We start from the raw sequence: 20,013 nt of genomic DNA on the forward strand, positions 1-20,013 counted from the left end.
AAGGGAGGCTGCGCCGCGGCCGGGTATTGCATGATCCGACAATTGTCAGCCGCGCCCTTGCGGCCTTTGCTCTTCGCGGCGGGTGGAGCGCGCCTGCGAAGCGACGGGCAAGAAAGGCAATGAGGAAAAGCATGGACAGAAAGGAAATAGAGGCGCTGCGCGACCAGGTGAGCTGCGCGGCTGTTCTTGAGCAGGCGGGCTTCGCCATCGATCTAAAGGAGAGTACCCGGCGGGCGGTGAAGTTCCGCCGGTCGGGCGAAATTATCATCGTCACCCATGACGGTCGCGGATGGTTCGATCCGCTCGGCGATGCGAAAGGCGATGTGTTCGGACTTGTCGAACATCTCGATCATGTTGGCTTTCTCGAAGGCGCCGGAAGGGTCGCCGGCCTTGTTGGTTTTGCGATCACGGAGCCGGAATGGCAGGCGCCGAGGCCTGACCGAGACCTCGATCTTTCTTTACCCGAGCGTTGGCAGGCACGCCGCCGGCCGTGGCCCAGCTCGTCGACATGGGCTTATCTGAACGGTGAGCGCTTCCTTCCTGCCACTCTGCTCCGAGCCACGATCGGGCAAGACCGTCTGCGGGAAGGCCCGCAAGGCAGCATGTGGGCAGCGCACACCGACAATGCCGGAGTTGTGACCGGCTGGGAGGCGCGCGGTCCTGAATATCGGGGATTTGCCTCCGGTGGAACGAAGGTCCTCTTCCGTCTGGGACCGGACCCAGCGTTGCGCCTGGCCGTGACGGAAGCTGCGATCGACGCCATGAGCCTTGCCGCCATCGAGGGGCTGCGCGATGGAACCGTGTATCTCAGTACCGGGGGCGGATGGTCGCCGTCGACGGAGGCGGCGCTTCGGCAGATGGCCTCGCGAGCAGATAGTCTCCTCGTCGCCGCGACAGACGGCAATCCGCAAGGAGAGATGTTTGCCGAGCGCTTGCGGGCGCTCGCGGATACCGTCGGCTGCGACTGGTCGCGGCTCCGCCCGCCCGAGGAGGATTGGAACGAAACCCTGAAAATCAGGGAGAAAGAAAAGAGGGAAAGGAAGGAAGGCGGCGTGCCGCATTCGCGCCGCCCGCGTCAAGGGAAGCTTCGCCCGGGCGAGCCGGCCCTTGACCCGGCCGGTCGCGATGCCGGCGGCCCGGGAGGTGTCATGAAGGACTGAAGAGGATGGCAAGGTCGGAAGGACAGTGCCGCACTTCGGTCCGGAACCATCTCCAAGGAGCCGCAGATGTATCCCTCTCCCGCAATCCGCAAGGTCTTCCACGGCGTTGCCTCACGCCAGCAAATGTTCCGGATGTTCGATCGGCACGCTCAACGTCCGAACCGTTGGGACGGTGACGCCTCGCTCCTCTATTCCGGCGAATGGTTCGAGATCGCCGAGACCGAGCACGACTATATGTTCGAGATCCTGCCACCGCTCTGGATCCGCGGGTCGATGTTCGCCATGCGCGAGTATCTGACGGGTTCGGTGACATCAGTGTTCTTCGCATTGCGCATCGATGGTGTCATCCGACATTTCCACGGCTATTGCGATCTATCGGACAAAGGCGCCGTCGAGCGCATGCGCGTGGCAATCATCGAGCGTGAGAGCCGGCCGGTGCGCGCCATGACGCGCGAGGAACGCCTGGAGCATATCTGGAGCATCACGGCGGACGACTATCGTGGCTATGCCGGCGATCGCTGGGACGAAGCTGCGCGCGGCAAGCGCACGATCATGCTCTACGGCGGCGCAGTGGGCAGCACTCTGAAACTGCTCGACGAGCTGACCGACGACGAGATCGCGGCGAAGCTGCCGGTGCAGCTGCGCCACCTCCCCTCGCCGATTGCCGCATGAGGGAGGCACACTATGCTTTCCTTCCCGCTTACATCCGTCCGCGAGGTCGTCGCCCGCAGTCGTGCCGACGCCGAAGCCAATGGCGGCTTTCGTAACCCCTACTACGGCCTGCGCCCTGGCAAGGACGAGAAGCCCGGCCTCTGGCTCGTCGGCGACCAAGGAGTCTACCTCCTGTCGAACGGCAAGCTGCCCGATGGCGCCAAGCCTTTGGTCGTTTATGCCGAGGAATGCGATCCCCGCACCAATGACGACTGGTTCGCAGTCAAACGCCGGACATTCGGCGGCGATGACGGAGTCGATTTCGTCGATGCGGAACAGCTCGAAGCGATGATGGCGGCCGCGCCGGAGGCGACGCACCTGCGTATCGCATTCCTTCAGGACTCGATGCAGCTCTTCCTGGTCGCGAAGCCCTAGGCAATTCGCGACCAGTCCGGCCCGTTTGGCCACCTATCCCAAACCCTTGAGCTCCCTTTAATCCCCGCAAGTGCTTCCCGCGGGGTGATGACGCTCGCCATTTTCCGAGGAAACCTCCATGAGCAACGATCCCTTCACTCTCGACATGTTCGGCAGCAGCGCGCTGTCATCAGGCCTCGGCCTGGGCGTCACACCGTTCGGCGGCTTCGATACGGTCGCGGCCAACGACGATGACCCGGAACCGACGCCGCCCTCTCCCTCCCCGGCCTTGCCGGCCGCGGCGATAGAACGTCCGGCGCCCCGGCGCCAGGGCAACCGGTGCAACTTCTACCTCGACGATGCGGATCGGGGCTTGGCCGGATCCTGGAAGGATCGCGCTCGCGCCAATGTTGCGGCGATCCTGATCGCGAACAACATCGAGAAGCAGGATCGGCCAGCCAACGCGAAGGAGCAGGCGCAACTCATCCGCTTCACCGGCTTCGGCGCCAGCGAACTGGCGAACGGTATGTTCCGCCGCCCCGGCGAAGTCGATTTCCGGGCCGGGTGGGGCGAGCTCGGTGGCTCGCTCGAAAGTGCCGTTTCAGATGCCGACTACGCGTCGCTCGCCCGCTGCACGCAATATGCCCATTTCACGCCGGAGTTCATCATCCGGGCAATCTGGTCGGGCTTGCAGCGCCTGGGCTGGTGTGGCGGCCGCATGCTCGAGCCGGGTATCGGTACGGGCCTGTTTCCGGCTCTGATGCCGGCGGCCTTTCGCGACAGGACCTTCGTCACCGGCGTCGAACTCGATCCCGTCACGGCCCGGATCGTCAAGCTGCTGCAGCCTAAGGCCCGCATCATCAATGGCGATTTTGCGCGCGCCGATCTGGCGCCGATCTACGATCTCGCCATTGGCAATCCACCCTTCTCCGATCGCACCGTCCGGTCTGACCGGACCTATCGCTCACTCGGTCTCAGGCTGCACGACTACTTCATCACCCGTTCGATCGACCTGCTGAAGCCCGGCGCGCTCGCCGCGTTCGTCACCAGTTCCGGCACGATGGACAAGGCCGACGCGACCGCGCGTGAGTACATCGCCAAAACCGCCGACCTGATTGCCGCGATCCGATTGCCGGAGGGGAGTTTCCGCCGCGATGCTGGCACGGATGTCGTGGTCGACCTTCTGTTCTTCCGCAAGCGCAAGGTCGGCGAACCGACAAGCGATCTGTCATGGCTCGATCTCGAGGAGGTGCGGCCCGAAAGCCAAGACGAGGGCGCAGTTCGCGTGAACCGCTGGTTTGCAGAGCATCCTAATTTCGTCCTCGGCGATCATGCCCTGACCTCCGGACCGTTCGGCGAGACCTATACATGCCAGCCACGCGCTGGCGAGGACCTGCAGGCGGCTCTAAAGAACGTCGTTCGCCTGCTGCCTGAAGGCCGCTATGACGGTGAGCCGACCGCAATCGACGTCGACCTCGAGGACGAGCTCGGCGAGATCATCGATCTTCGCCCCGGTGACGCCAAGGTCCGTGAGGGTAGCTTCTTCATCGATAACAGGCACGGCCTGATGCAGATGGTGGACGGCGCACCCGTGGAGGTCAAAGTCCGCAAGGGGCGCACCGGGGACGGCATCCCGGAAAAGCACGTCGGGATCATCAAGAAGCTGATCCCAATCCGCGACGCGGTGCGTGAGGTGCTGAGGGCCCAGGAGCAGGATCGGCCGTGGCGTGATCTGCAGGTTCGCTTGCGCATCGCCTGGTCGAGCTTCGTGCGTGATTTCGGTCCGATCAACCACACCACCGTCTCGATCAGCGAGGACGAGGAATCCGGCGAGGTGCGCGAAACGCACCGCCGTCCAAACCTGCAGCCTTTCCTCGACGATCCCGATTGCTGGCTGGTCGCCTCGATCGAGGACTACGACCTCGACACCGATACCGCAAAACCGCGCCCGATCTTTTCCGAACGGGTCATCGCGCCGCCTGCGCCGCCCGAAATCACCAGTGCGGCGGATGCGTTGGCCGTGGTGCTCAACGAACGTGGCCGCGTCGATGTCGAGCATATCGCCGAACTGCTGCACAGACATGCCGATGCCGTCGTCGACGAGCTCGGCGATGCGATTTTCCAGGATCCCGCCGATGGCTCCTGGCAGACGTCGGATGCCTACCTCTCCGGTGCGGTCCGCACCAAGCTTGGTGTCGCCGAAGCTGCCGCGGCACTCGATCCAGCCTACGAGCGTAACGTCCGCGCGCTTCAGGCAGTCCAACCCGCCGATCTTCGCCCGTCCGACATCACCGCACGTCTCGGTGCGCCCTGGATTCCGGCCAGCGACGTCGTCGCCTTCGTGAAGGAGATGATGGGTGCCGAGATCAGGATCCACCATATGCCGGAATTGGGCAGCTGGACGGTGGAAGCACGGCAGCTTGGCTACTGCGCCGCCGGCACATCGGAGTGGGGCACCAGCCGCCGTGATGCCGGCGAGTTGCTCGGCGACGCGCTGAACAGCCGTGTTCCCCAGATTTTCGATATCTACAAGGATGCCGGTGGCGAGCGGAGGGTCCTGAACGTCGTCGATACCGAGGCGGCGCGCGACAAGCTGCAGAAAATCAAGGAAGCCTTCCAAAACTGGGTTTGGACCGATCCGGATCGCACCGACCGGCTGGCGCGGGTCTATAACGACCGGTTCAACAACATCGCGCCTCGAAAATTCGACGGATCGCATCTGAAACTTCCCGGCGCCTCTGGCGCCTTTGTTCTTTATGGGCACCAGAAACGCGGCATCTGGCGGATCATCTCCTCCGGATCGACCTATCTCGCCCACGCCGTCGGCGCGGGCAAGACGATGACGATGGCGGCCGCGATCATGGAACAACGACGTCTCGGCCTGATCGCCAAGGCGATGCTGGTCGTCCCTGGTCATTGCCTGGCGCAGGCGGCGCGGGAATTTCTGGCACTCTATCCCAATGCCCGGATCCTCGTCGCCGACGAGACCAACTTCACCAAGGACAAACGGCTTCGCTTTTTGAGCCGGGCAGCGACCGCGACCTGGGATGCGATCATTATCACGCACTCGGCCTTCAGGTTCATCGCCGTGCCGTCCGCCTTCGAACAACAGATGATCCACGATGAGTTGGAGCTCTACGAGGATCTGCTGACCAAGGTGGACAGCGAGGACCGCGTGTCGCGCAAGCGCCTCGAGCGACTGAAGGAAAGCTTGCAGGAACGGCTGGAAGGGCTCGCGACCCGCAAGGACGATCTGCTCACAATCTCCGAGATCGGTGTCGACCAGATCATCGTCGACGAGGCGCAAGAGTTCCGCAAGCTTTCCTTCGCGACCAACATGTCGACGCTGAAGGGTATCGACCCGAACGGCTCGCAGCGCGCCTGGGACCTCTATGTGAAGTCCCGGTTCCTCGAAACGAAGAACCCGGGCCGCGCGCTGGTGCTCGCCTCCGGCACGCCGATCACCAACACACTCGGTGAGATGTTCTCGATCCAGCGCCTGCTCGGCCACGAGGCTCTCGCCGAGCGCGGCTTACACGAATTCGATGCCTGGGCGTCCTGCTTCGGCGATACGACGACCGAGCTGGAGATCCAGCCGTCCGGCAAATACAAGCCGGTCAGCCGCTTCGCGAGCTTCGTCAATGTGCCCGAACTGATCGCCATGTTCCGGGCTTTCGCCGACGTCGTCATGCCGGCGGATCTCCGCGAATACGTCAAGGTGCCTGATATCTCCACCGGCCGACGGCAGATCCTGACCGTCAAGCCGACGCCGGCGTTCAAGGCCTATCAGCAGATCCTCGATGCCCGCATCAAGGCGATCGAGATGCGCGAGGGACCGGCTGAGCCCGGCGACGATATCCTGCTCTCGGTCATTACCGACGGTCGCCATGCGGCGATCGATCTCCGCCTCGTGATACCGGCCAACGACAATGAGGAGGACAACAAGCTCAACCTCCTCGTCCGCAATGCCTTCCGCATCTGGCAAGAGACGAGCGACGATACCTACGTCCGGCCGGACGGCAAACCCTTTGACCTGCCCGGCGCCGCGCAGATGATCTTCAGCGATCTCGGCACGATCAACGTCGAGAAGACCCGCGGCTTTTCCGCCTACCGCTGGATTCGCGACGAGTTTGTGCGGCTGGGCGTTCCCCCGTCCGAAATCGCCTTCATGCAGGACTACAAGAAGACCGAGGCCAAGCAACGGCTCTTCGCCGACGTGCGCGCCGGCCGAATTCGGTTCCTGATCGGATCGTCGGAGACGATGGGAACGGGCGTGAACGCTCAAGCGCGGCTGAAAGCGCTGCATCACCTCGATGTGCCGTGGCTGCCGTCGCACATCGAGCAGCGCGAAGGCCGCATCGTCCGGCAGGGTAATCAGCACGATGTCGTCGACATTTTCGCCTATGCGACCGAGGGCAGCCTCGACGCTTCCATGTGGCAGAACAACGAGCGCAAGGCCCGCTTCATCGCCGCCGCGCTCAGCGGAGATACTTCGATCCGCCGGCTCGAAGACTTCGGTGAAGGGCAGGCGAACCAGTTCGCCATGGCCAAGGCAATCGCCTCCGGCGACGAGCGGCTGATGCAGAAAGCGGGTCTCGAAGCCGATATCGCGCGACTGGAACGGTTGCGCGCCGCCCATGACGATGACCAGTATGCGGTGCGCCGGCAGATGCGCGATGCCGAGCGTGACATCGAGACGTCGACCCGCCGCATCGGCGAGATCGGCCAGGATATCGGTCGGCTCGTTCCGACCGCCGGCGATGCCTTCGCGATGACCGTGCTGGGCAAGCTTCACCATGAGCGCAAGGAAGCCGGTCGCGCGCTGATGAAGGAGGTTCTCACGCTCCTCCAGCTCCAACAGGAGGGCGAGGTTCACCTCGCATCTATCGGCGGTTTCGATCTTGTCTATGAGGGAGAGCGCTTCGGAAAGGGCGACGGCTATCGCTACGCCACCACGCTCCAGCGCACAGGCGCCGCCTACGAGATTGACCTTGCGGTCACAGTGACACCGCTCGGCGCCATCTCCCGCCTCGAGCATGCGCTCGACGGGTTCGAGGAGGAACGCGAGCGTTATCGCCATCGCCTCGATGATGCGCACCGGCGGCTCGTCTCCTATCGCTCGCGCGAAGGCGGCACTTTCGCCTTCGCCGACGAACTTGCCGAAAAGCGCCGACAGCTTCGTGACGTCGAGGACGCTCTTGCCGCCGCGTCAGTTCAGAACGACGCCGCCTCGGCGGAGTCTGCTTGAATGGAATCGCGGTTTTGATGCGACGCAGCATTTGCATAGCTGCATTGCACAATATTTGCTTTCCTTCCGACCGAAATTTGAGCATAGTGCTCACAGCTGATGCACATGGCGGTTTTCCTCCCAGTGCCGCCGCAGCAGCTGTTCCCCTCTGGAGGTTTAAATTACCTTCATACCTATAGGGCCCGAGTTTTCTCGTGGCCCTCTTTTTTTGTCCTGATTTCCGTTCATCGAAGCGACCCCTACGACGGTCATCCTCGTCGCGGTTTTCCCCCGCTCAGGTAATCACCTCGACGCGCTCCATCTTTTCGATCAGCCGCCCGCTCATATCCTCCGGGTCGTTCAGGACGGTCACGAAGTCGGAGAGGCTCGGATTCTTCAAACCGACTTTGTAGATCGCAACCCCGCTTCGACATTCTCGTCCATGGCCTTCAGCCCCTCGAAATGTCGGGAGGCCTCCTGCCAGGCGAGCCCCAAAGTCTCGGTGAACGCAAGGATCTCGTCTGTTCCCGGAACGACCTGATAGGCAAATATCTCTTTTGTATCGTGCATCGAAACCTCCTTGAGCTGCGACAGCCTAAGGCGCGTTTCCGGTTGCTGTGAACTATCAAAAGTGTGAGCGGCAGTTTCCGGAAGGAGGGAGGACAAAAAGAAGGAAGAGGGAAAAGAAACCGGTCGCAGATCGGTCTTCCAGTCGCCGCTTGCGCTCAACCGCCGCCTGCGCATCCCGGCCACTCGTCCCGCGCAGGGCTGTTAGCCCCGCTCGGACATCGCAGCAGGGACGCTCGGCCGCAGTTGCGCCGGGCCGCCCGCCCCGCGGTCCGGGAGGTGTCTTCGAAAGAAACGAAGACAGGAAGGACCGGCAAGCGAGCCGTGTCCCGCATCTCGGAAGAGGAAAATCCCATGCACATCATGAAGGTCGATCCGCGCTCGTTGAAGGACAACCCGGACAATACTCGTCAGTCGAAATCCACCCCGCAGGCTGATGCGCTGCTGCTCGCGACCATCAAAGCCGTCGGCATCATCCAGCCGCCCGTCATCTTTCCGCAAAGCGATGGCGGAAACGGCTACGTCATCGAAGCCGGCCATCGGCGGACCCGCATGGCGATCGCCGCGGGCCTTGAGGAAATCGAGGTTCTCGTGGTCGAAGCCGCTAACGATAATGGCGCCATGCGGTCCATGGTCGAGAACATCGCCAGGGAGCCGCTCAACCCCGTCGACCAGTGGCGCGGCATCGAACGCCTGATCGCACTCGACTGGACCGAGGAAGCGATTGCGGTCGCACTTGCCCTCCCCGTCCGGCAGATTCGCAAGTTGCGGCTGCTCGCCAATGTCTTTCCGGCGATGCTCGACCAAATGGCGCTCGGCGACATGCCGAACGAGCAGCAGCTTCGAACGATCGCGGCGGCACACCTCGATGAGCAGAAGGAAGTCTGGAAGGCGCAGAAGCCGAAGAAGGGCCAGCCTGCCACGTGGTTCCAGATCGCCAACGCGCTGAGCAAGACCCGCATGTACGCAAAGGATGCGAGCTTCGGCGACGATCTCAGGGAAGCCTATGGCATCGAATGGATCGAGGATCTGTTTGCCCCTGCCGATGAGGACAGCCGCTACACCACCAACGTCGAAGCCTATCTCGGCGCCCAGCAGGAGTGGATGACCAACAATCTGCCGAAGAAGGGCGTGATCGCCGAGGTCACGCAATGGGGTGACGTAAAGCTGCCGCAGAAGGCCAGCCGCGTTTATGGCAAGCCAGGCAAGGGCGACCACACCGCAATGTACCTGGATCGGAACGGCAAGGTTCAGACCGTGCATTACCGGATGCCGGAGGAGAAGAAGACGGCGGGCAAGAGAGCGGTCGTTGGAGGTGGTGCCACCGCTGGCGACGATGTGATCGACGCGCCGAAACAGCGTCCGGATGTCACGCAAAAGGGCCACGACATGATCGGTGACCTCAGGACCGACGCGCTGCACGAAGCGCTCGCTCGCGCGCCGATCGAGGACGACACGCTGACGGCGCTCCTCGTGCTCGCCTTCGCCGGCTTGAATGTACGGGTCGACTCCGGGGCAAACGACACCGTCTTCGGCACGAAGCGGTTCGCTCGCCATGCGGTTCGGTTGCTCGACTCTGACGGTAAGCTGTCCTTCGAGATCGACACGTTGCGGGTTGCCGCCCGCTCGATGCTGGTCGATGTGCTCTCTTGCCGCCGCGGCATGTCGAACAGCGGGATCGTGTCACGTATCGCCGGCGAGGCCATCGGCGCCGATGGATATCTCCCGAACATGGGCACCGAAGATTTCCTGCTTTGCCTGTCGCGGGCGGCGCTTGAGGCGTCGTGCAAGGACACCCCGGTTCTGCCGCGCCCGAAGGTCCGCGAGACCCGCGCAGCACTCGTCGAGCACTTCAAGGAAGGGCACTTCGTCCACCCGGCAGCCCTGTTCGCGCCCGATCCGAAGGAACTTGCCGACCTGATCAAGAAAGGCGAGATCGTCGAAGAGGAGGACAGCGTCACCACTGAAGAAACGAGCGATGGTCTTGGCGAACTCGCGGACGACAGCGCCGCCGGCGAGGCCGCCGAACTTGACGCCCCCGATCCGGAGGCCGACGACGGGGCTCCTGACGAGGACGAAACCGCCTACGGCATTGCGGCCGAATAGCCTCCCTTCCCTTCTCATCCGATCGACAACCGCCGCCGGCCATCACCGGCGGCGGCTTCGTTTCCATGAACCGCAGAATTCCAAGGAGATGTCTTATGTCTGCGTCCCTGATCTACGACCTCGCCCCGATCGGCTCCATCGTCGCCTGGTCCGACGGCAGCCCTCGGCCGCCCGAGCGTTTCAAGAAGAAGCTGGCGGCCTGGCAAACCCGCAACAGCAAAGGCCGCCTGATCCGCAAGGAGGGTCCGCGCCAATCCGGAAATTACGCCTCGCCCGGGCATTTCACGCTGCATGAGGCTGATTTCGGCGGAAAGAATACCGTCGTCATGCGCATTCACCGAACCTTCGGTCTCGATTCCGATCTCGCCTTCAAGGTTCTCGAACGCCCCGCACTCGGTTCTATCCGCCTCTTCGATCGCGCCGGTGCGAACGCGGAGCTTGTCCATCTCGCCGGCAATCACGAGGCGGCGGTGGCCTGGCTGAAAGAGCATGGATACCCGAATGCCATCCTCGAAGAGGTGACCGCCGACGAGGTCGCGGCGGCTCATGTCGAAGGGAGGGTTGCCGCATGAGCACGCCCGATCTTCAACACGACAGGGTTCCTACCGCCGACGACTCCGCGGTGAAATTCGGCGTCAGCGCGGACGGCTTTCCGGTCGCCCGGATCGCCGATACCTTCCTGGCAATGGTGCCGGCGCGCGATGGCGCCAGCTTCCTCGCGAGCGCCTGGCGCCTCACTCGCCCGCTGTCAGAGCTGACGCGGGAGGATTTCCACGGTCACGAAGGGCGCCTCGAAGATGAGACAGCGTTCCGCGCGCGCGTGTTCGAGACCGCGCGGCACAGCCATGAACTATCCGCGCTCGGGCGGATCCAGAGCCGCATGGCAGCGACTACGCCATGGGGTCTGTCGCAGCTCGCGACGATCTACGCCGAGGGGATCGTCTCCCATATGACCGCCGGTCATGGCGGGTTTCATCTGTCGGCCGAACGGAATGCCCGCGTCCTTCCGATGCTGCGAAAGTCCTTGCCCTGGTACGAGGAGGACGCAGAATGGGCGATTGTCGCCCTCACCTTCCCAGATCTCTTCACGTCCTACGAGCGCAAATGTGCCGATGAGACGATCCGCAATAGCTGGCCGTCCGCCTGGGAGGCGATCCACGGCCGCGAACTCCAGCCCGGCCAATCCTGGACAAAGGACCGGGAAGCCTTCGAGCGCAAGCATGCCGGCGACTGGATCGTGATCTCCGCGATCTTTTCCAGCCGCCATGCCGACATGACGGAGGTCATCGCCACGCGAGGCGGCCGGCGCGATGGGCGGGTGGAGGAGATGCGCTTTCTCGTGCCCCGCGCCGAGTATGCCGCGCGCGACCGCTTCGGTTTCGTCATCGATCCTGACCGTCATAATCCCTGTGACGGTCCTTCCAGTTTTGTGGGGTGGCAAGGGAGGGATGCGTGATGGCTGCAATGCCAATCCACCATGCGCAACTGGCGCGTATGGAAGAAGCGCGGCGGCAGACGCAGCGCCAGCTCGAACTGATCGATCGCCAGGTCTTGCGCCGGATAACATCGATCCTGCCACAGCTCGCGCGCCGGCAAACCGGATATCGGCGCGGAAAGGCGCCGGATACGGGCTTCTTCCTCGAACGTTATCGCAACAATCTCGCCGCCCTGACAGCGGAGCGTCAGCCGGAAGTTGACGCGCTGACACGAAAGTTGGCTCGGCAGGATGCAGCGATAGCCGCCTTTCGCAAACGGTTCGAACCCGTTGGCGACGCGGCTCAGCCACGAGCGGAGGTCTAGCGACATGGGTACGATCGGAGACCTCGAACGGAGCGCCGGCATTGGGCCATCGTCCGCGGAACGCACCGCGTTCTGGCAGCAGTTCCACCACCTCAACGGAAAGGCGTGCCTCGACGCGGGCGTTGCGGAGCTTAAACGAATGATCGCCGCGAGGGAGGAACAGGCTGACGTTGCCTCGAGTAAGCAGCGCGCTGTTCCGAAGCGCGAAAGACTTCCTCCTTTGAGCGGTGAACAGGAAGCCGCGCTCCAGGCCTATGCCGCAAGACACGGGCGTCGCTGGAAGAGCATCCTGAACAACGTCTGGATGGGTGGCGCGCCCTATGACGATGGCGGGACACTCCGCGGTCTTCGAAACACGCACGGTCCGAGCTGGCTGCAATATTATCGGCTGCCCAAGCCGAAACCCTCGGCCGAGACCATCATCGCGCCAATTGAGCGTGCGGCGAGTTCGGGAAGTGACGACGTATAGCGTCCCGGCAGCCATCTTCCTTTCAGTACCTGGTTGGACCAGACCCCGTGCCGATTTGCCCTTCGGTTTTGCTGCGGTCTGAACCAGCGGCCGTTCGCTTCAAGGCCGCTATCCGCGCCGCCCGGCGGCCGGAGGCGCCGTCCCTCACGGAGCAGGCTTGCGGGCCTCGCAGGGCAGGATGCCCCGCTTGCCCGCAAACCGGCTCCGCTCAGCCTGTCGTCTCCGGACCTTGAAGCGCCCGTCTTCCGCCGGTTCGGGGCGACCGCACCGAAGGGCAAATCGGCACGGGGCCGGAGCCGCTTCGAGGTTGAAAGGAAGAAATCATGGCAAAGCCCGCTACCTCCCCTCGTCAATCCGCTCGCGTCGTGGCTCTGCGCAAAGGCGCAACCGTCGAAATGGTCCGGCTCACATGCCCCGACAGTGCCCAGGCGCTGAAGATCGCCGAGAGCTTCGGAACCGCGATCGTCGACAGCGACGGAATCCGCGATCTCCATGAGCGTCTGATCTCCGAGACGGCCGATGCTCTGAGCGATGGTCTCGGCGAAAAGGCCATGCAGATCCATCTGCAGCGGATCGTCGGCGCCTTCGTCGGCTCGGCGCACGGCGCAGGCCAATTCTATAGCCGCGCCGTCACCGAGGCACGCGATGCCACGGCCAAGGCTGCCAACGACGCCCGCGACGAGGACCTCGACGGCCCTGTCGGCTACGACAGTGCTGCCCAGCGCAGACGCGAGTTTGCCGCCGACATGGGCGTGCAGGCTCATGCGCTTCGGGTGGCCGCGGAGGGCGCCGTTGCAGCCTACAAGCAAATCGTCGGTGAGGCCTGGAAACCCTTCGATCGGCCCGTCGAAAACCCAGGTCACTCTCTTGATCGCAAGGCGGCCGAAGCACAGATGTCGGCCTTCGACTGAGCGCTTTCGGGCGGGGCTCCGGCCCCGCCTTTTTCCATGTCGGGAAGCAAGCGTGCCTACGGCCTTGGAAAAGGTCGCCCGATGATCTACATTATTTTCGAGATTTATCTACATGGAGACGACCCATGCCGATCAACGTCAACAATCCGGAAGCGGACGCGCTGACGCGCAAGTTCGCCGAAATGGCCGGCGTCGGCATTACCGACGCCATCGTCATTGCCATGCGGGAGGCGATCGAGCGTCGCAATCGCGCGGAGACGCCACTGCAGACTGCTGCGCGGCTGCGGGAAAAGCATGGGGTCGCGATGAGCGACGACGTCCGCAAGCCTCTTCCTCCTGAAGCCTTCGACGAAATGTGGGATGACGCCTGATGTTCGTCGATGCCTGCGCCATCATCGCGCTTCTCTCTGATGAGCCGGAAGCGGCGCGCGTCTCCGACGCCGTTGCTTCTGCCAGACATCCCTTCACATCTCCGGTCGCCATTCTCGAAACAGTCCTCGGCCTTGCACGGCCCGACAAGTTCAATCTTCCAGTGCCCGCGGTCGAAACGATCGTGATGGAATTCCTCGAAGCGCGGGAAATCGAGATTCGCGATCTTCCGCCCGCATCCGAGACGACGAGGCTCGCCCTTGTCGCTGCTCACCGCTATCGCAGCGGCCGCCATGGCCTGAACCTCGGCGATTGCCTGCATTATGCCTGTGCCAAATTCCATGGCGTGCCGATCCTCGCCACTGCGGATGAGTTCAGGTCGACCGACCTCGAAACAATTCCTTGAATCTCCTGAAGCAGTGACGCCGAGATCGGCCCGTCGCGAACCCGTCCGGCTTTTGGTCCTGGCGGAGCGAGGCGTTCGGGCAACGGCTTCGCCGTCCTCCACGTCCGTTCCGGCCTTTCGGTGCCCTCACCCCTTTCCGCTCCGCACTTTGGACCGCCGTGACGGGGTCGCGATCGGCGCGACCTCCTTGAATTGGAGGTTTGAAATGAGCAGGAAGGACGAAGGCCAGCGGGCCGACATCTACACGCGGATCACTGACAAGATCATCGAGGATCTGGAGAAAGGAGTTCGCCCATGGATGAAGCCATGGAACGCCGCGAACACGAACGGTCGTATCACCCGGCCGCTTCGCCACAACGGTCAGCCCTATTCCGGCATGAATGTGCTGCTGCTTTGGTCGGAGGGCCTGGCCCGTGGATATTCCTCGCCGATGTGGATGACATTCAAGCAGGCGCTTGAACTGGGATCGGCCGTGCGGAAGGGCGAGACCGGCTCGACCGTCGTGTTCGCGAGCCGCTTCACGAAGTCGGAGACCGACCGCAACGGCAACGATGTCGATCGGGAAATTCCCTTTCTGAAGGCGTACTTCGTCTTCAACGTTGACCAGATCGACGGTCTGCCGGACCACTATTACCATCGGCCGACACCGGTCCTCGATCCGATTGAGCGGATCGAGATTGCCGATCGCTTCTTCCGCGACACTGGCGCCGTCATCCGGCATGGCGGATCGCAGGCATATTATTCGCCGGTGACCGACCACATCCAGATGCCGCCGTTCGAGACCTTCCGGGATGTGGAGTCCTACTACGCGACCCTTGGACATGAGGAAATTCATTGGGTTGGAGCCAAAGATCGTCTTGATCGCGATCTGTCGCGCTACGCGAAGGACCGGACGGAGCGCGCCCGCGAGGAATTGATTGCCGAACTCGGCAGCTGCTTTCTCTGCGCGGACCTCGGGATTGCTCCAGAGCTGGAGCCGCGACCGGATCACGCCTCTTACCTTCAGTCGTGGCTCACCGTTCTCTCAAATGACAAGTGGGCGATCTTTCAGGCGGCAGCGCATGCGCAGCGTGCAGTCAGCTATCTTCACGGTCTGCAGCCGTCCGCGGAAGGTGCCGACAAGGCGGCGGCATAGGCGTGCTTTGAATCAGGGACGGTCGCCAGTACCGACGGCCGTCTCTCTGATTGGCTCTGGTTCGGTTTGCGGATGCTGGTTCAGGGTGAGGTCCAACGTGCCCCAGATCGATGACTTCGTGGCATCGGACTTGGGTTTGCGAGACGGCTTCCTCTCGACGATGAACGGTTTTGTCTGCTGACGCATAAATCCTCCTGGGCGACGAATCGCGCCTGAACGATATCGCGCACGCCACCGAACACAACAGGCTGTCATTCCAAGTTTCATACCGACGGTTTCGACGGCATGCCGTCGCCATTCGCGACAAAAGGATTCCCACCCTCCCCCGCCTGTCCAGGTTGTTTGTAAGGAAAACACTTCGCCACATGGGTTGTTGCGGAATGCTGCGTCGCACAAATATAGGATGCGAGGATATCAACTGGAAGGGGCAGGCTGTGGAAAAATACGTGGGCGCGAAGCTGCATGGCATTCGAGTGACCGACGCAAAGCTGAACTACCACGGCTCGATCACGATCGATGCGGACTTCTGCCGGGAGGTCGGTCTGAAACCGCTGGAATATGTGGAAATCTGGAACAAGATGTCCGGAGCAAGGATCAGCACTTACGTGCTCTACGGTGATCCGGGCTCCAGGTGCTGCATTCTTAACGGTGCGGCCGCTCGCACGTGCCAGCAAGGCGATGAGATTATCATCGCGTCCAGCGTCTTTTGCGAAATCGATGACATCATCAAGCTCAAGCCACGCGTGCTGGTCTTCGGAGAAAACAATGAAATCGTCGACAGGATCACCTACGAGGTCTTTCGCCGTGCAGACAATTCTCTCGACATGGCCGTGAGCTCCGAGCTGCCCGACAACAGCTACGGATTTCCGGCCTCCATTTCCGGATAGCCTGATGCAGTCGGACGGCGTCCCTGGACGTTTGCCGATGTGGATTGCCACGACACCGTTTTCGCCTATTGCCGTTGCCCTTCAGGGGAGCCATTGTCCCGTCCCTTTACCTGACGTTAGCGGCGCTCCATTTGCGGGCTCGATGAGGCATGTCTGACCGGAGAGCGGCGTCGCCTCGATCGTCCTCCCGCAACGGCCATTCGAAACTTTCTTCCCCTGCCGACTTCGTCGCCATTCCTCGCGCGACAACAAAGTTGCTCCCGGCCGCCCTCCATTTCATTTCGGCCCTCTGGGTGCGGTCCGATCGTCCCCGGTCCTTGCGACAGCCATCGAGGCCGCAATGGAGCGGCCCGAAACAGCAAAAGGAACTTGGACAATGGCTACCATCGGCACCTTCACCTCCACCGAAAACGGCTTCTCCGGCTCGATCCGCACCCTCGCCCTCAACGTCAAGGCCCGCATCGCCCGCGTCGAAAACCCCTCCGACAAGGGGCCGCACTTCCGCATCTACGCCGGCAACGTCGAGCTCGGCGCCGCCTGGCAGAAGACCTCCGAGCAGGGCCGCGACTATCTCTCGGTCAAGCTCGACGACCCGAGCTTCCCCGCCCCGATCTACGCAACGCTGGCCGAAGTCGAAGGCGAAGATGGCCTGCAGCTGATCTGGTCACGCCCCAACCGCGACTGAGGTTCTCGAGGCTCCGCCGATCCGGCGGAGCCTCTCCCGCCAAAGTGAGAAGCCGGCACCAGGCATCGAGCCAGGTTCCGGCTTTTTGGTGCCATGCGGAAACGGGGATAGCCGCTCAGATTTCCTGATGGTGCCGGGCCGGGCCGACGGCATCAAGGACGAGCGGTTAACCCCCAAATTTCAGGCCCGGTCCTGCGGCCCGATCCAGAAATTCGGCTCCCCCACTCGCCGCCTCCGGCGGTCGCTATCGCGATCCCTGACCCCGCCATCCCGTCCCGCCCTGCGAGCTCGTCTTTCACGAACTCAAGGAGATGAGATCATGACGATCGAACAGCACATCGAAGAACTGCGGGCCGAGCTGAACAACGCATGCGACGCGGCCGAGCGCCGCCAGATCGAGGGCGAGCTTGAACTTGCACGGGCCGAGCTCGCCGTGCAACTGGCCGAGCAGGTCGGCACCATCAAGGCCGAGCCGCCCTTCTGAGGCGGCTTCTCTTCTCATTTCAGAGCCGAGCTTCGTCGGCGATCACCGTCTCCGATTCCAGCGCTTTCCGCCCGAGGAACAACCGCGCCATCGCATCTCTCCTTTCGACACAGCTGTCATCTACGTCAGGGGATGTTGCAGTCCTCGCGTCACGCCGCAACCTTGCGCCACCAGAATTTTCCCCACCGCATGCGGCTCCTCGCCCAGTCAAAATTCAGGCGGCTCCAGGTTCTCCGCTCGCGCTTCGACCGTTCCGGTGCGGCCCTCCTCCGAGGTCTGCTTTCGATCCCCGCGATATCAGCAATTCGAAAGGAGAACCTACCATGCAACAACTCGCAAAGTTCCTTGCAGCCACCGGCCGCCGGCTCGGTAATCTCGGGAGAGTGATCTGTCACTTCTTCCGCAAGGGAAAGCTCGGGCTGAAGCTCGCGATCAAGATTCCGTTCTTCGTCGAGATCGAGCTCAACTTCGAGACCGACTGGAATAGGCGCGAATGACGCGCCATGGCCGCCCTCGGCGGCCCTTTTCCTTCGTTCCGGCTCGGGCGTCATCGTTGGTCAGCTGAGAGGACGCTGGGCAAAAGTCCTCGGTCGATAGCCGCGAGCTCGCTTCTGCCGCGTCAGGTCGAGGAACAGTCTGACCGCTTCTTCCTCCCGCCCGAAATGGTGCACCATCATTTGTCCAGAGGTCCCGATCCGCCCCCAGCGTCGCGTCAGGCAGGTTTCCCCGAAAAGCGATATGGAAATCTGCATGGCGTAAAAGCGGGCCATGTTCTTCGCCGTGTCGGTTCGCTCGATGTAGAGCTGGTAAGGTTGCGTGACCATGTTCGCAGAGTCGCCGATCCGTGCCCGAGCGTCCAACGACAGTTTTGAATCGTTCGAGGCCAACCGATTCATTGCGGTGATGTTTCTCAAAACCTGAGCGATTGTCTGGGCGAGTCGGCGCAGCCGCACGGCTCTAGTCGCTGTGGCTCCCGGAGCCCAGTCGGTCTCCGCGCATTCGCGTGACGATCCTCTCGCGGATGGCACAGGGCCAACCTCGCGCGATCAGTTGCAGTATCCCGAGCGCTCCGGACATGGCCGTGCAAGTCATCCGAGAGTGGATCCGACGACTTCATTCAAACTTTAATTTAATTTTCATTCTCTCTGAATAATTATTATTGCAATCAGGTTCAACTAGGCAAAGCACCTGCGGATCAGGCACTGCAGCGCAATGAGAGAAAGTCAGAGACATGGCAGAAATTATCGACTTCCCCTTGGAGCGCAGCCTCAGCACCGAACAACGTGCACTGATCGACCAGATGGAAGAAGAAGGCGGCCGCTTTCTCAAGGCGACGGAGAGCCTGCTTGGCGTCCTGCGGCAAGCTGAACGTACGCAGAAGGCAATTCTCGCCTACCAAGCCGAGATCAAAGGCCGGAGCGGAGGAACGGCGCAGGTAGCCAGTCGCGAAGCGGGCGACGGTTCCGCAGCTGGCGACTATCGCGGCAGCACTATCCGATATGCATCCGATGACTGAAGTTTTTCGAGTGGGTGACGATCGTCGCCATCGTGGCCATACGTGAGGGGACAGACCGTGCTTGGGTTCGCAAAACAAAAACAATATGCTCTCCTCTTGGGAGCAGCACTCCTCCTTGGCCACAGCGCAAGAGCGCAAGACATAGACTTGATGAACGGGGTGGTAGCCCGCCCTGGTGACAAGGACACAATACCCGCAGAAAAATTCAAGAAGGCGAGCCCCTGGAAAATCGGGATGAGCCACTTTGGCGTCAACGCCAACACATGGGCTGCCCAAATGGCCGCTGAATCGCAAGCCGCTGCCAAGAGTGATCCGCGCATTTCTCAGTTCGTGCTGCTCGACGCCAATCTCAGCCAGGCCAAGCAGATCGCCGATATCGATGAGCTGATCGCCCAGAAGGTCGATGCCATCATCGTGACACCGGTCTCTCCGACCTCCGCAGATGCTGGTATCGAAAAAGCGGTCAATGCCGGCATTCCCGTCATCGTCCATACGGGCCTTACCAAAACCGACAAATTCACCGTCGATATTCAAGGCGGCGGCGAGAACTTCGGAAAGGTCTCGGGAGAGTTCCTGGTCAAGGAACTCGGAGGCAAGGGCAATATCTGGGTCCTGCGCGGACTGCCGACTCATCCCGAAGACATCAACCGCTACAAGGGCCTGCTCGAAGCCATCAAGGGCACCGATATCAAGATCGTGGCCGAAGATGCCGGTCTCTGGTCGTATGATTACGGCCACAAGGTTTGCGAGACCTTCTATCTCGAAAACCCGAAGGTCGACGGCATCTGGTCATCGGGCGCCGACATGAGCCGCGCCTGCATGGATGTCTTCCAGCAATATGGCGCGAAGGTTCCGCCGATCACCGGTGAGGTGAACAACGGATTTCTCCAGAAATGGATCGACAGCGGGGTTGATGCCATCGCCACCGAATACGGGCCGGAACAAGGGGCCGCAGCTGTTCGCGCTGCCGTCGCGCTGCTCGATGGCAAAGCCATTCACAAACGCTATGTCTATGAGCCCGACGGCTGGGACATCCAGAAGGCAAAGGCGAATTACCGCGCTGACCTGTCGGAGAAGTTCTGGATGCCAAGCAGCCTGACCGACACCGATCTTAAGGCCCTGTACGGCAAGTAAGACAAATGCCTGCCCCGCGTTACCGCGGCTCGATGAACGTCAGAAGTCGATGTCATCACGAAACTATTCGAACCACCCCAGCGAGCGTGGCG

21 protein-coding genes are annotated in these 20,013 nt (G+C 62.2%); 19 read left to right on the top strand and 2 right to left on the bottom strand.

Annotated elements, in window-relative coordinates; genetic code table 11:
• Positions 1-131: 131 nt before the first annotated feature.
• From M0412_RS24670 to M0412_RS24685, 4 genes are all read left to right on the top strand, one after another.
• Positions 132-1,160 carry a DUF3991 and toprim domain-containing protein gene (locus M0412_RS24670; RefSeq protein WP_077768135.1) on the top strand — a complete coding sequence of 343 codons (1,029 nt, stop codon included), beginning with the start codon at positions 132-134 and terminating at the stop codon, positions 1,158-1,160.
• 66 nt (positions 1,161-1,226) lie between these two features.
• Positions 1,227-1,832: a DUF1419 domain-containing protein gene (locus tag M0412_RS24675; RefSeq protein WP_012475973.1), complete on the top strand. Its 606-nt coding sequence runs from the start codon at positions 1,227-1,229 to the stop codon at positions 1,830-1,832.
• Between the two features lie 12 nt (positions 1,833-1,844).
• Positions 1,845-2,246: a DUF3085 domain-containing protein gene (locus M0412_RS24680; protein WP_012475974.1), complete on the top strand. Its 402-nt coding sequence runs from the start codon at positions 1,845-1,847 to the stop codon at positions 2,244-2,246.
• 118 nt (positions 2,247-2,364) lie between these two features.
• A complete protein-coding gene (locus M0412_RS24685; RefSeq protein WP_012475975.1) occupies positions 2,365-7,473 on the top strand; it encodes a DEAD/DEAH box helicase family protein in 5,109 nt (1,702 codons plus the stop codon).
• A gap of 375 nt (positions 7,474-7,848) precedes the next feature.
• On the opposite strand, the gene M0412_RS24690 is transcribed toward M0412_RS24685, so the two are convergent.
• On the bottom strand, positions 7,849-8,022 hold the full coding sequence (locus tag M0412_RS24690) for a hypothetical protein (RefSeq protein WP_236771566.1): 174 nt from the start codon (positions 8,020-8,022) through the stop codon (positions 7,849-7,851).
• Between the two features lie 351 nt (positions 8,023-8,373).
• Between M0412_RS24690 and M0412_RS24695 the strand changes: the two genes are divergently transcribed.
• From M0412_RS24695 to M0412_RS24755, 13 genes are all read left to right on the top strand, one after another.
• Positions 8,374-10,125, top strand: a complete 1,752-nt coding sequence (locus tag M0412_RS24695; RefSeq protein WP_012475976.1) for a ParB/RepB/Spo0J family partition protein — start codon at positions 8,374-8,376, stop codon at positions 10,123-10,125.
• Between the two features lie 95 nt (positions 10,126-10,220).
• Positions 10,221-10,697: a Nif11-like leader peptide family natural product precursor gene (locus tag M0412_RS24700; RefSeq protein ID WP_077768134.1), complete on the top strand. Its 477-nt coding sequence runs from the start codon at positions 10,221-10,223 to the stop codon at positions 10,695-10,697.
• Positions 10,694-11,581 carry a hypothetical protein gene (locus M0412_RS24705; RefSeq protein WP_012475978.1) on the top strand — a complete coding sequence of 296 codons (888 nt, stop codon included), beginning with the start codon at positions 10,694-10,696 and terminating at the stop codon, positions 11,579-11,581. The genes M0412_RS24700 and M0412_RS24705 overlap by 4 nt, the downstream gene beginning before the upstream one ends.
• Positions 11,581-11,925 carry a hypothetical protein gene (locus M0412_RS24710; RefSeq protein WP_012475979.1) on the top strand — a complete coding sequence of 115 codons (345 nt, stop codon included), beginning with the start codon at positions 11,581-11,583 and terminating at the stop codon, positions 11,923-11,925. The genes M0412_RS24705 and M0412_RS24710 overlap by 1 nt, the downstream gene beginning before the upstream one ends.
• A gap of 4 nt (positions 11,926-11,929) precedes the next feature.
• Positions 11,930-12,394: a hypothetical protein gene (locus tag M0412_RS24715; protein ID WP_012475980.1), complete on the top strand. Its 465-nt coding sequence runs from the start codon at positions 11,930-11,932 to the stop codon at positions 12,392-12,394.
• A gap of 323 nt (positions 12,395-12,717) precedes the next feature.
• Positions 12,718-13,305: a hypothetical protein gene (locus M0412_RS24720; RefSeq protein WP_012475981.1), complete on the top strand. Its 588-nt coding sequence runs from the start codon at positions 12,718-12,720 to the stop codon at positions 13,303-13,305.
• Between the two features lie 125 nt (positions 13,306-13,430).
• Positions 13,431-13,676, top strand: coding sequence for a type II toxin-antitoxin system VapB family antitoxin (locus tag M0412_RS24725; RefSeq protein WP_077768133.1), 246 nt, complete (start codon positions 13,431-13,433; stop codon positions 13,674-13,676).
• Complete coding sequence (locus M0412_RS24730) at positions 13,676-14,080, top strand: type II toxin-antitoxin system VapC family toxin (protein ID WP_077768132.1); 405 nt, start codon at positions 13,676-13,678, stop codon at positions 14,078-14,080. Before M0412_RS24725 ends, M0412_RS24730 begins: the two co-directional genes overlap by 1 nt.
• A gap of 205 nt (positions 14,081-14,285) precedes the next feature.
• Positions 14,286-15,215, top strand: a complete 930-nt coding sequence (locus tag M0412_RS24735) for an ArdC family protein (RefSeq protein ID WP_077768131.1) — start codon at positions 14,286-14,288, stop codon at positions 15,213-15,215.
• Positions 15,216-15,649: 434 nt separating this feature from the next.
• Positions 15,650-16,102, top strand: coding sequence for an aspartate 1-decarboxylase (panD, locus tag M0412_RS24740; RefSeq protein ID WP_077768181.1), 453 nt, complete (start codon positions 15,650-15,652; stop codon positions 16,100-16,102).
• Positions 16,103-16,478: 376 nt separating this feature from the next.
• On the top strand, positions 16,479-16,787 hold the full coding sequence (locus M0412_RS24745; protein WP_015084482.1) for a DUF736 domain-containing protein: 309 nt from the start codon (positions 16,479-16,481) through the stop codon (positions 16,785-16,787).
• Between the two features lie 319 nt (positions 16,788-17,106).
• The gene (locus M0412_RS24750; RefSeq protein ID WP_162854301.1) at positions 17,107-17,271 is read left to right on the top strand and encodes a hypothetical protein; all 165 of its coding nucleotides are present in this window, start codon (positions 17,107-17,109) and stop codon (positions 17,269-17,271) included.
• A 323-nt stretch (positions 17,272-17,594) separates the two neighbouring features.
• Positions 17,595-17,768 carry a hypothetical protein gene (locus M0412_RS24755; protein WP_162854302.1) on the top strand — a complete coding sequence of 58 codons (174 nt, stop codon included), beginning with the start codon at positions 17,595-17,597 and terminating at the stop codon, positions 17,766-17,768.
• Between the two features lie 60 nt (positions 17,769-17,828).
• Here the strand turns inward: M0412_RS24755 and M0412_RS24760 are convergent, their stop codons facing one another.
• Positions 17,829-18,095: a WGR domain-containing protein gene (locus M0412_RS24760; RefSeq protein WP_306801661.1), complete on the bottom strand. Its 267-nt coding sequence runs from the start codon at positions 18,093-18,095 to the stop codon at positions 17,829-17,831.
• 407 nt (positions 18,096-18,502) lie between these two features.
• On the opposite strand from M0412_RS24760, the gene M0412_RS24765 reads away from it, so the two are divergent.
• Positions 18,503-18,787: a hypothetical protein gene (locus tag M0412_RS24765; RefSeq protein WP_077768129.1), complete on the top strand. Its 285-nt coding sequence runs from the start codon at positions 18,503-18,505 to the stop codon at positions 18,785-18,787.
• 234 nt (positions 18,788-19,021) lie between these two features.
• The gene (locus M0412_RS24770; RefSeq protein WP_235675766.1) at positions 19,022-19,921 is read left to right on the top strand and encodes a substrate-binding domain-containing protein; all 900 of its coding nucleotides are present in this window, start codon (positions 19,022-19,024) and stop codon (positions 19,919-19,921) included.
• Positions 19,922-20,013: the final 92 nt, after the last annotated feature.

The sequence above is a fragment of the Agrobacterium sp. O3.4 genome (assembly GCF_041414895.1).
GTDB lineage: Bacteria > Pseudomonadota > Alphaproteobacteria > Rhizobiales > Rhizobiaceae > Agrobacterium > Agrobacterium cucumeris.

Bases quoted from the DNA above. Each gene is read 5' to 3' on its own strand.
- M0412_RS24670 (WP_077768135.1), top strand. From the start codon at position 132: ATGGACAGAAAGGAAATAGAGGCGCTGCGCGACCAGGTGAGCTGCGCG.
- M0412_RS24675 (WP_012475973.1), top strand. From the start codon at position 1,227: ATGTATCCCTCTCCCGCAATCCGCAAGGTCTTCCACGGCGTTGCCTCA.
- M0412_RS24680 (WP_012475974.1), top strand. From the start codon at position 1,845: ATGCTTTCCTTCCCGCTTACATCCGTCCGCGAGGTCGTCGCCCGCAGT.
- M0412_RS24685 (WP_012475975.1), top strand. From the start codon at position 2,365: ATGAGCAACGATCCCTTCACTCTCGACATGTTCGGCAGCAGCGCGCTG.
- M0412_RS24690 (WP_236771566.1), bottom strand. From the start codon at position 8,022: ATGCACGATACAAAAGAGATATTTGCCTATCAGGTCGTTCCGGGAACA.
- M0412_RS24695 (WP_012475976.1), top strand. From the start codon at position 8,374: ATGCACATCATGAAGGTCGATCCGCGCTCGTTGAAGGACAACCCGGAC.
- M0412_RS24700 (WP_077768134.1), top strand. From the start codon at position 10,221: ATGTCTGCGTCCCTGATCTACGACCTCGCCCCGATCGGCTCCATCGTC.
- M0412_RS24705 (WP_012475978.1), top strand. From the start codon at position 10,694: ATGAGCACGCCCGATCTTCAACACGACAGGGTTCCTACCGCCGACGAC.
- M0412_RS24710 (WP_012475979.1), top strand. From the start codon at position 11,581: ATGGCTGCAATGCCAATCCACCATGCGCAACTGGCGCGTATGGAAGAA.
- M0412_RS24715 (WP_012475980.1), top strand. From the start codon at position 11,930: ATGGGTACGATCGGAGACCTCGAACGGAGCGCCGGCATTGGGCCATCG.
- M0412_RS24720 (WP_012475981.1), top strand. From the start codon at position 12,718: ATGGCAAAGCCCGCTACCTCCCCTCGTCAATCCGCTCGCGTCGTGGCT.
- M0412_RS24725 (WP_077768133.1), top strand. From the start codon at position 13,431: ATGCCGATCAACGTCAACAATCCGGAAGCGGACGCGCTGACGCGCAAG.
- M0412_RS24730 (WP_077768132.1), top strand. From the start codon at position 13,676: ATGTTCGTCGATGCCTGCGCCATCATCGCGCTTCTCTCTGATGAGCCG.
- M0412_RS24735 (WP_077768131.1), top strand. From the start codon at position 14,286: ATGAGCAGGAAGGACGAAGGCCAGCGGGCCGACATCTACACGCGGATC.
- M0412_RS24745 (WP_015084482.1), top strand. From the start codon at position 16,479: ATGGCTACCATCGGCACCTTCACCTCCACCGAAAACGGCTTCTCCGGC.
- M0412_RS24750 (WP_162854301.1), top strand. From the start codon at position 17,107: ATGACGATCGAACAGCACATCGAAGAACTGCGGGCCGAGCTGAACAAC.
- M0412_RS24755 (WP_162854302.1), top strand. From the start codon at position 17,595: ATGCAACAACTCGCAAAGTTCCTTGCAGCCACCGGCCGCCGGCTCGGT.
- M0412_RS24760 (WP_306801661.1), bottom strand. From the start codon at position 18,095: ATGGTCACGCAACCTTACCAGCTCTACATCGAGCGAACCGACACGGCG.
- M0412_RS24765 (WP_077768129.1), top strand. From the start codon at position 18,503: ATGGCAGAAATTATCGACTTCCCCTTGGAGCGCAGCCTCAGCACCGAA.
- M0412_RS24770 (WP_235675766.1), top strand. From the start codon at position 19,022: ATGAGCCACTTTGGCGTCAACGCCAACACATGGGCTGCCCAAATGGCC.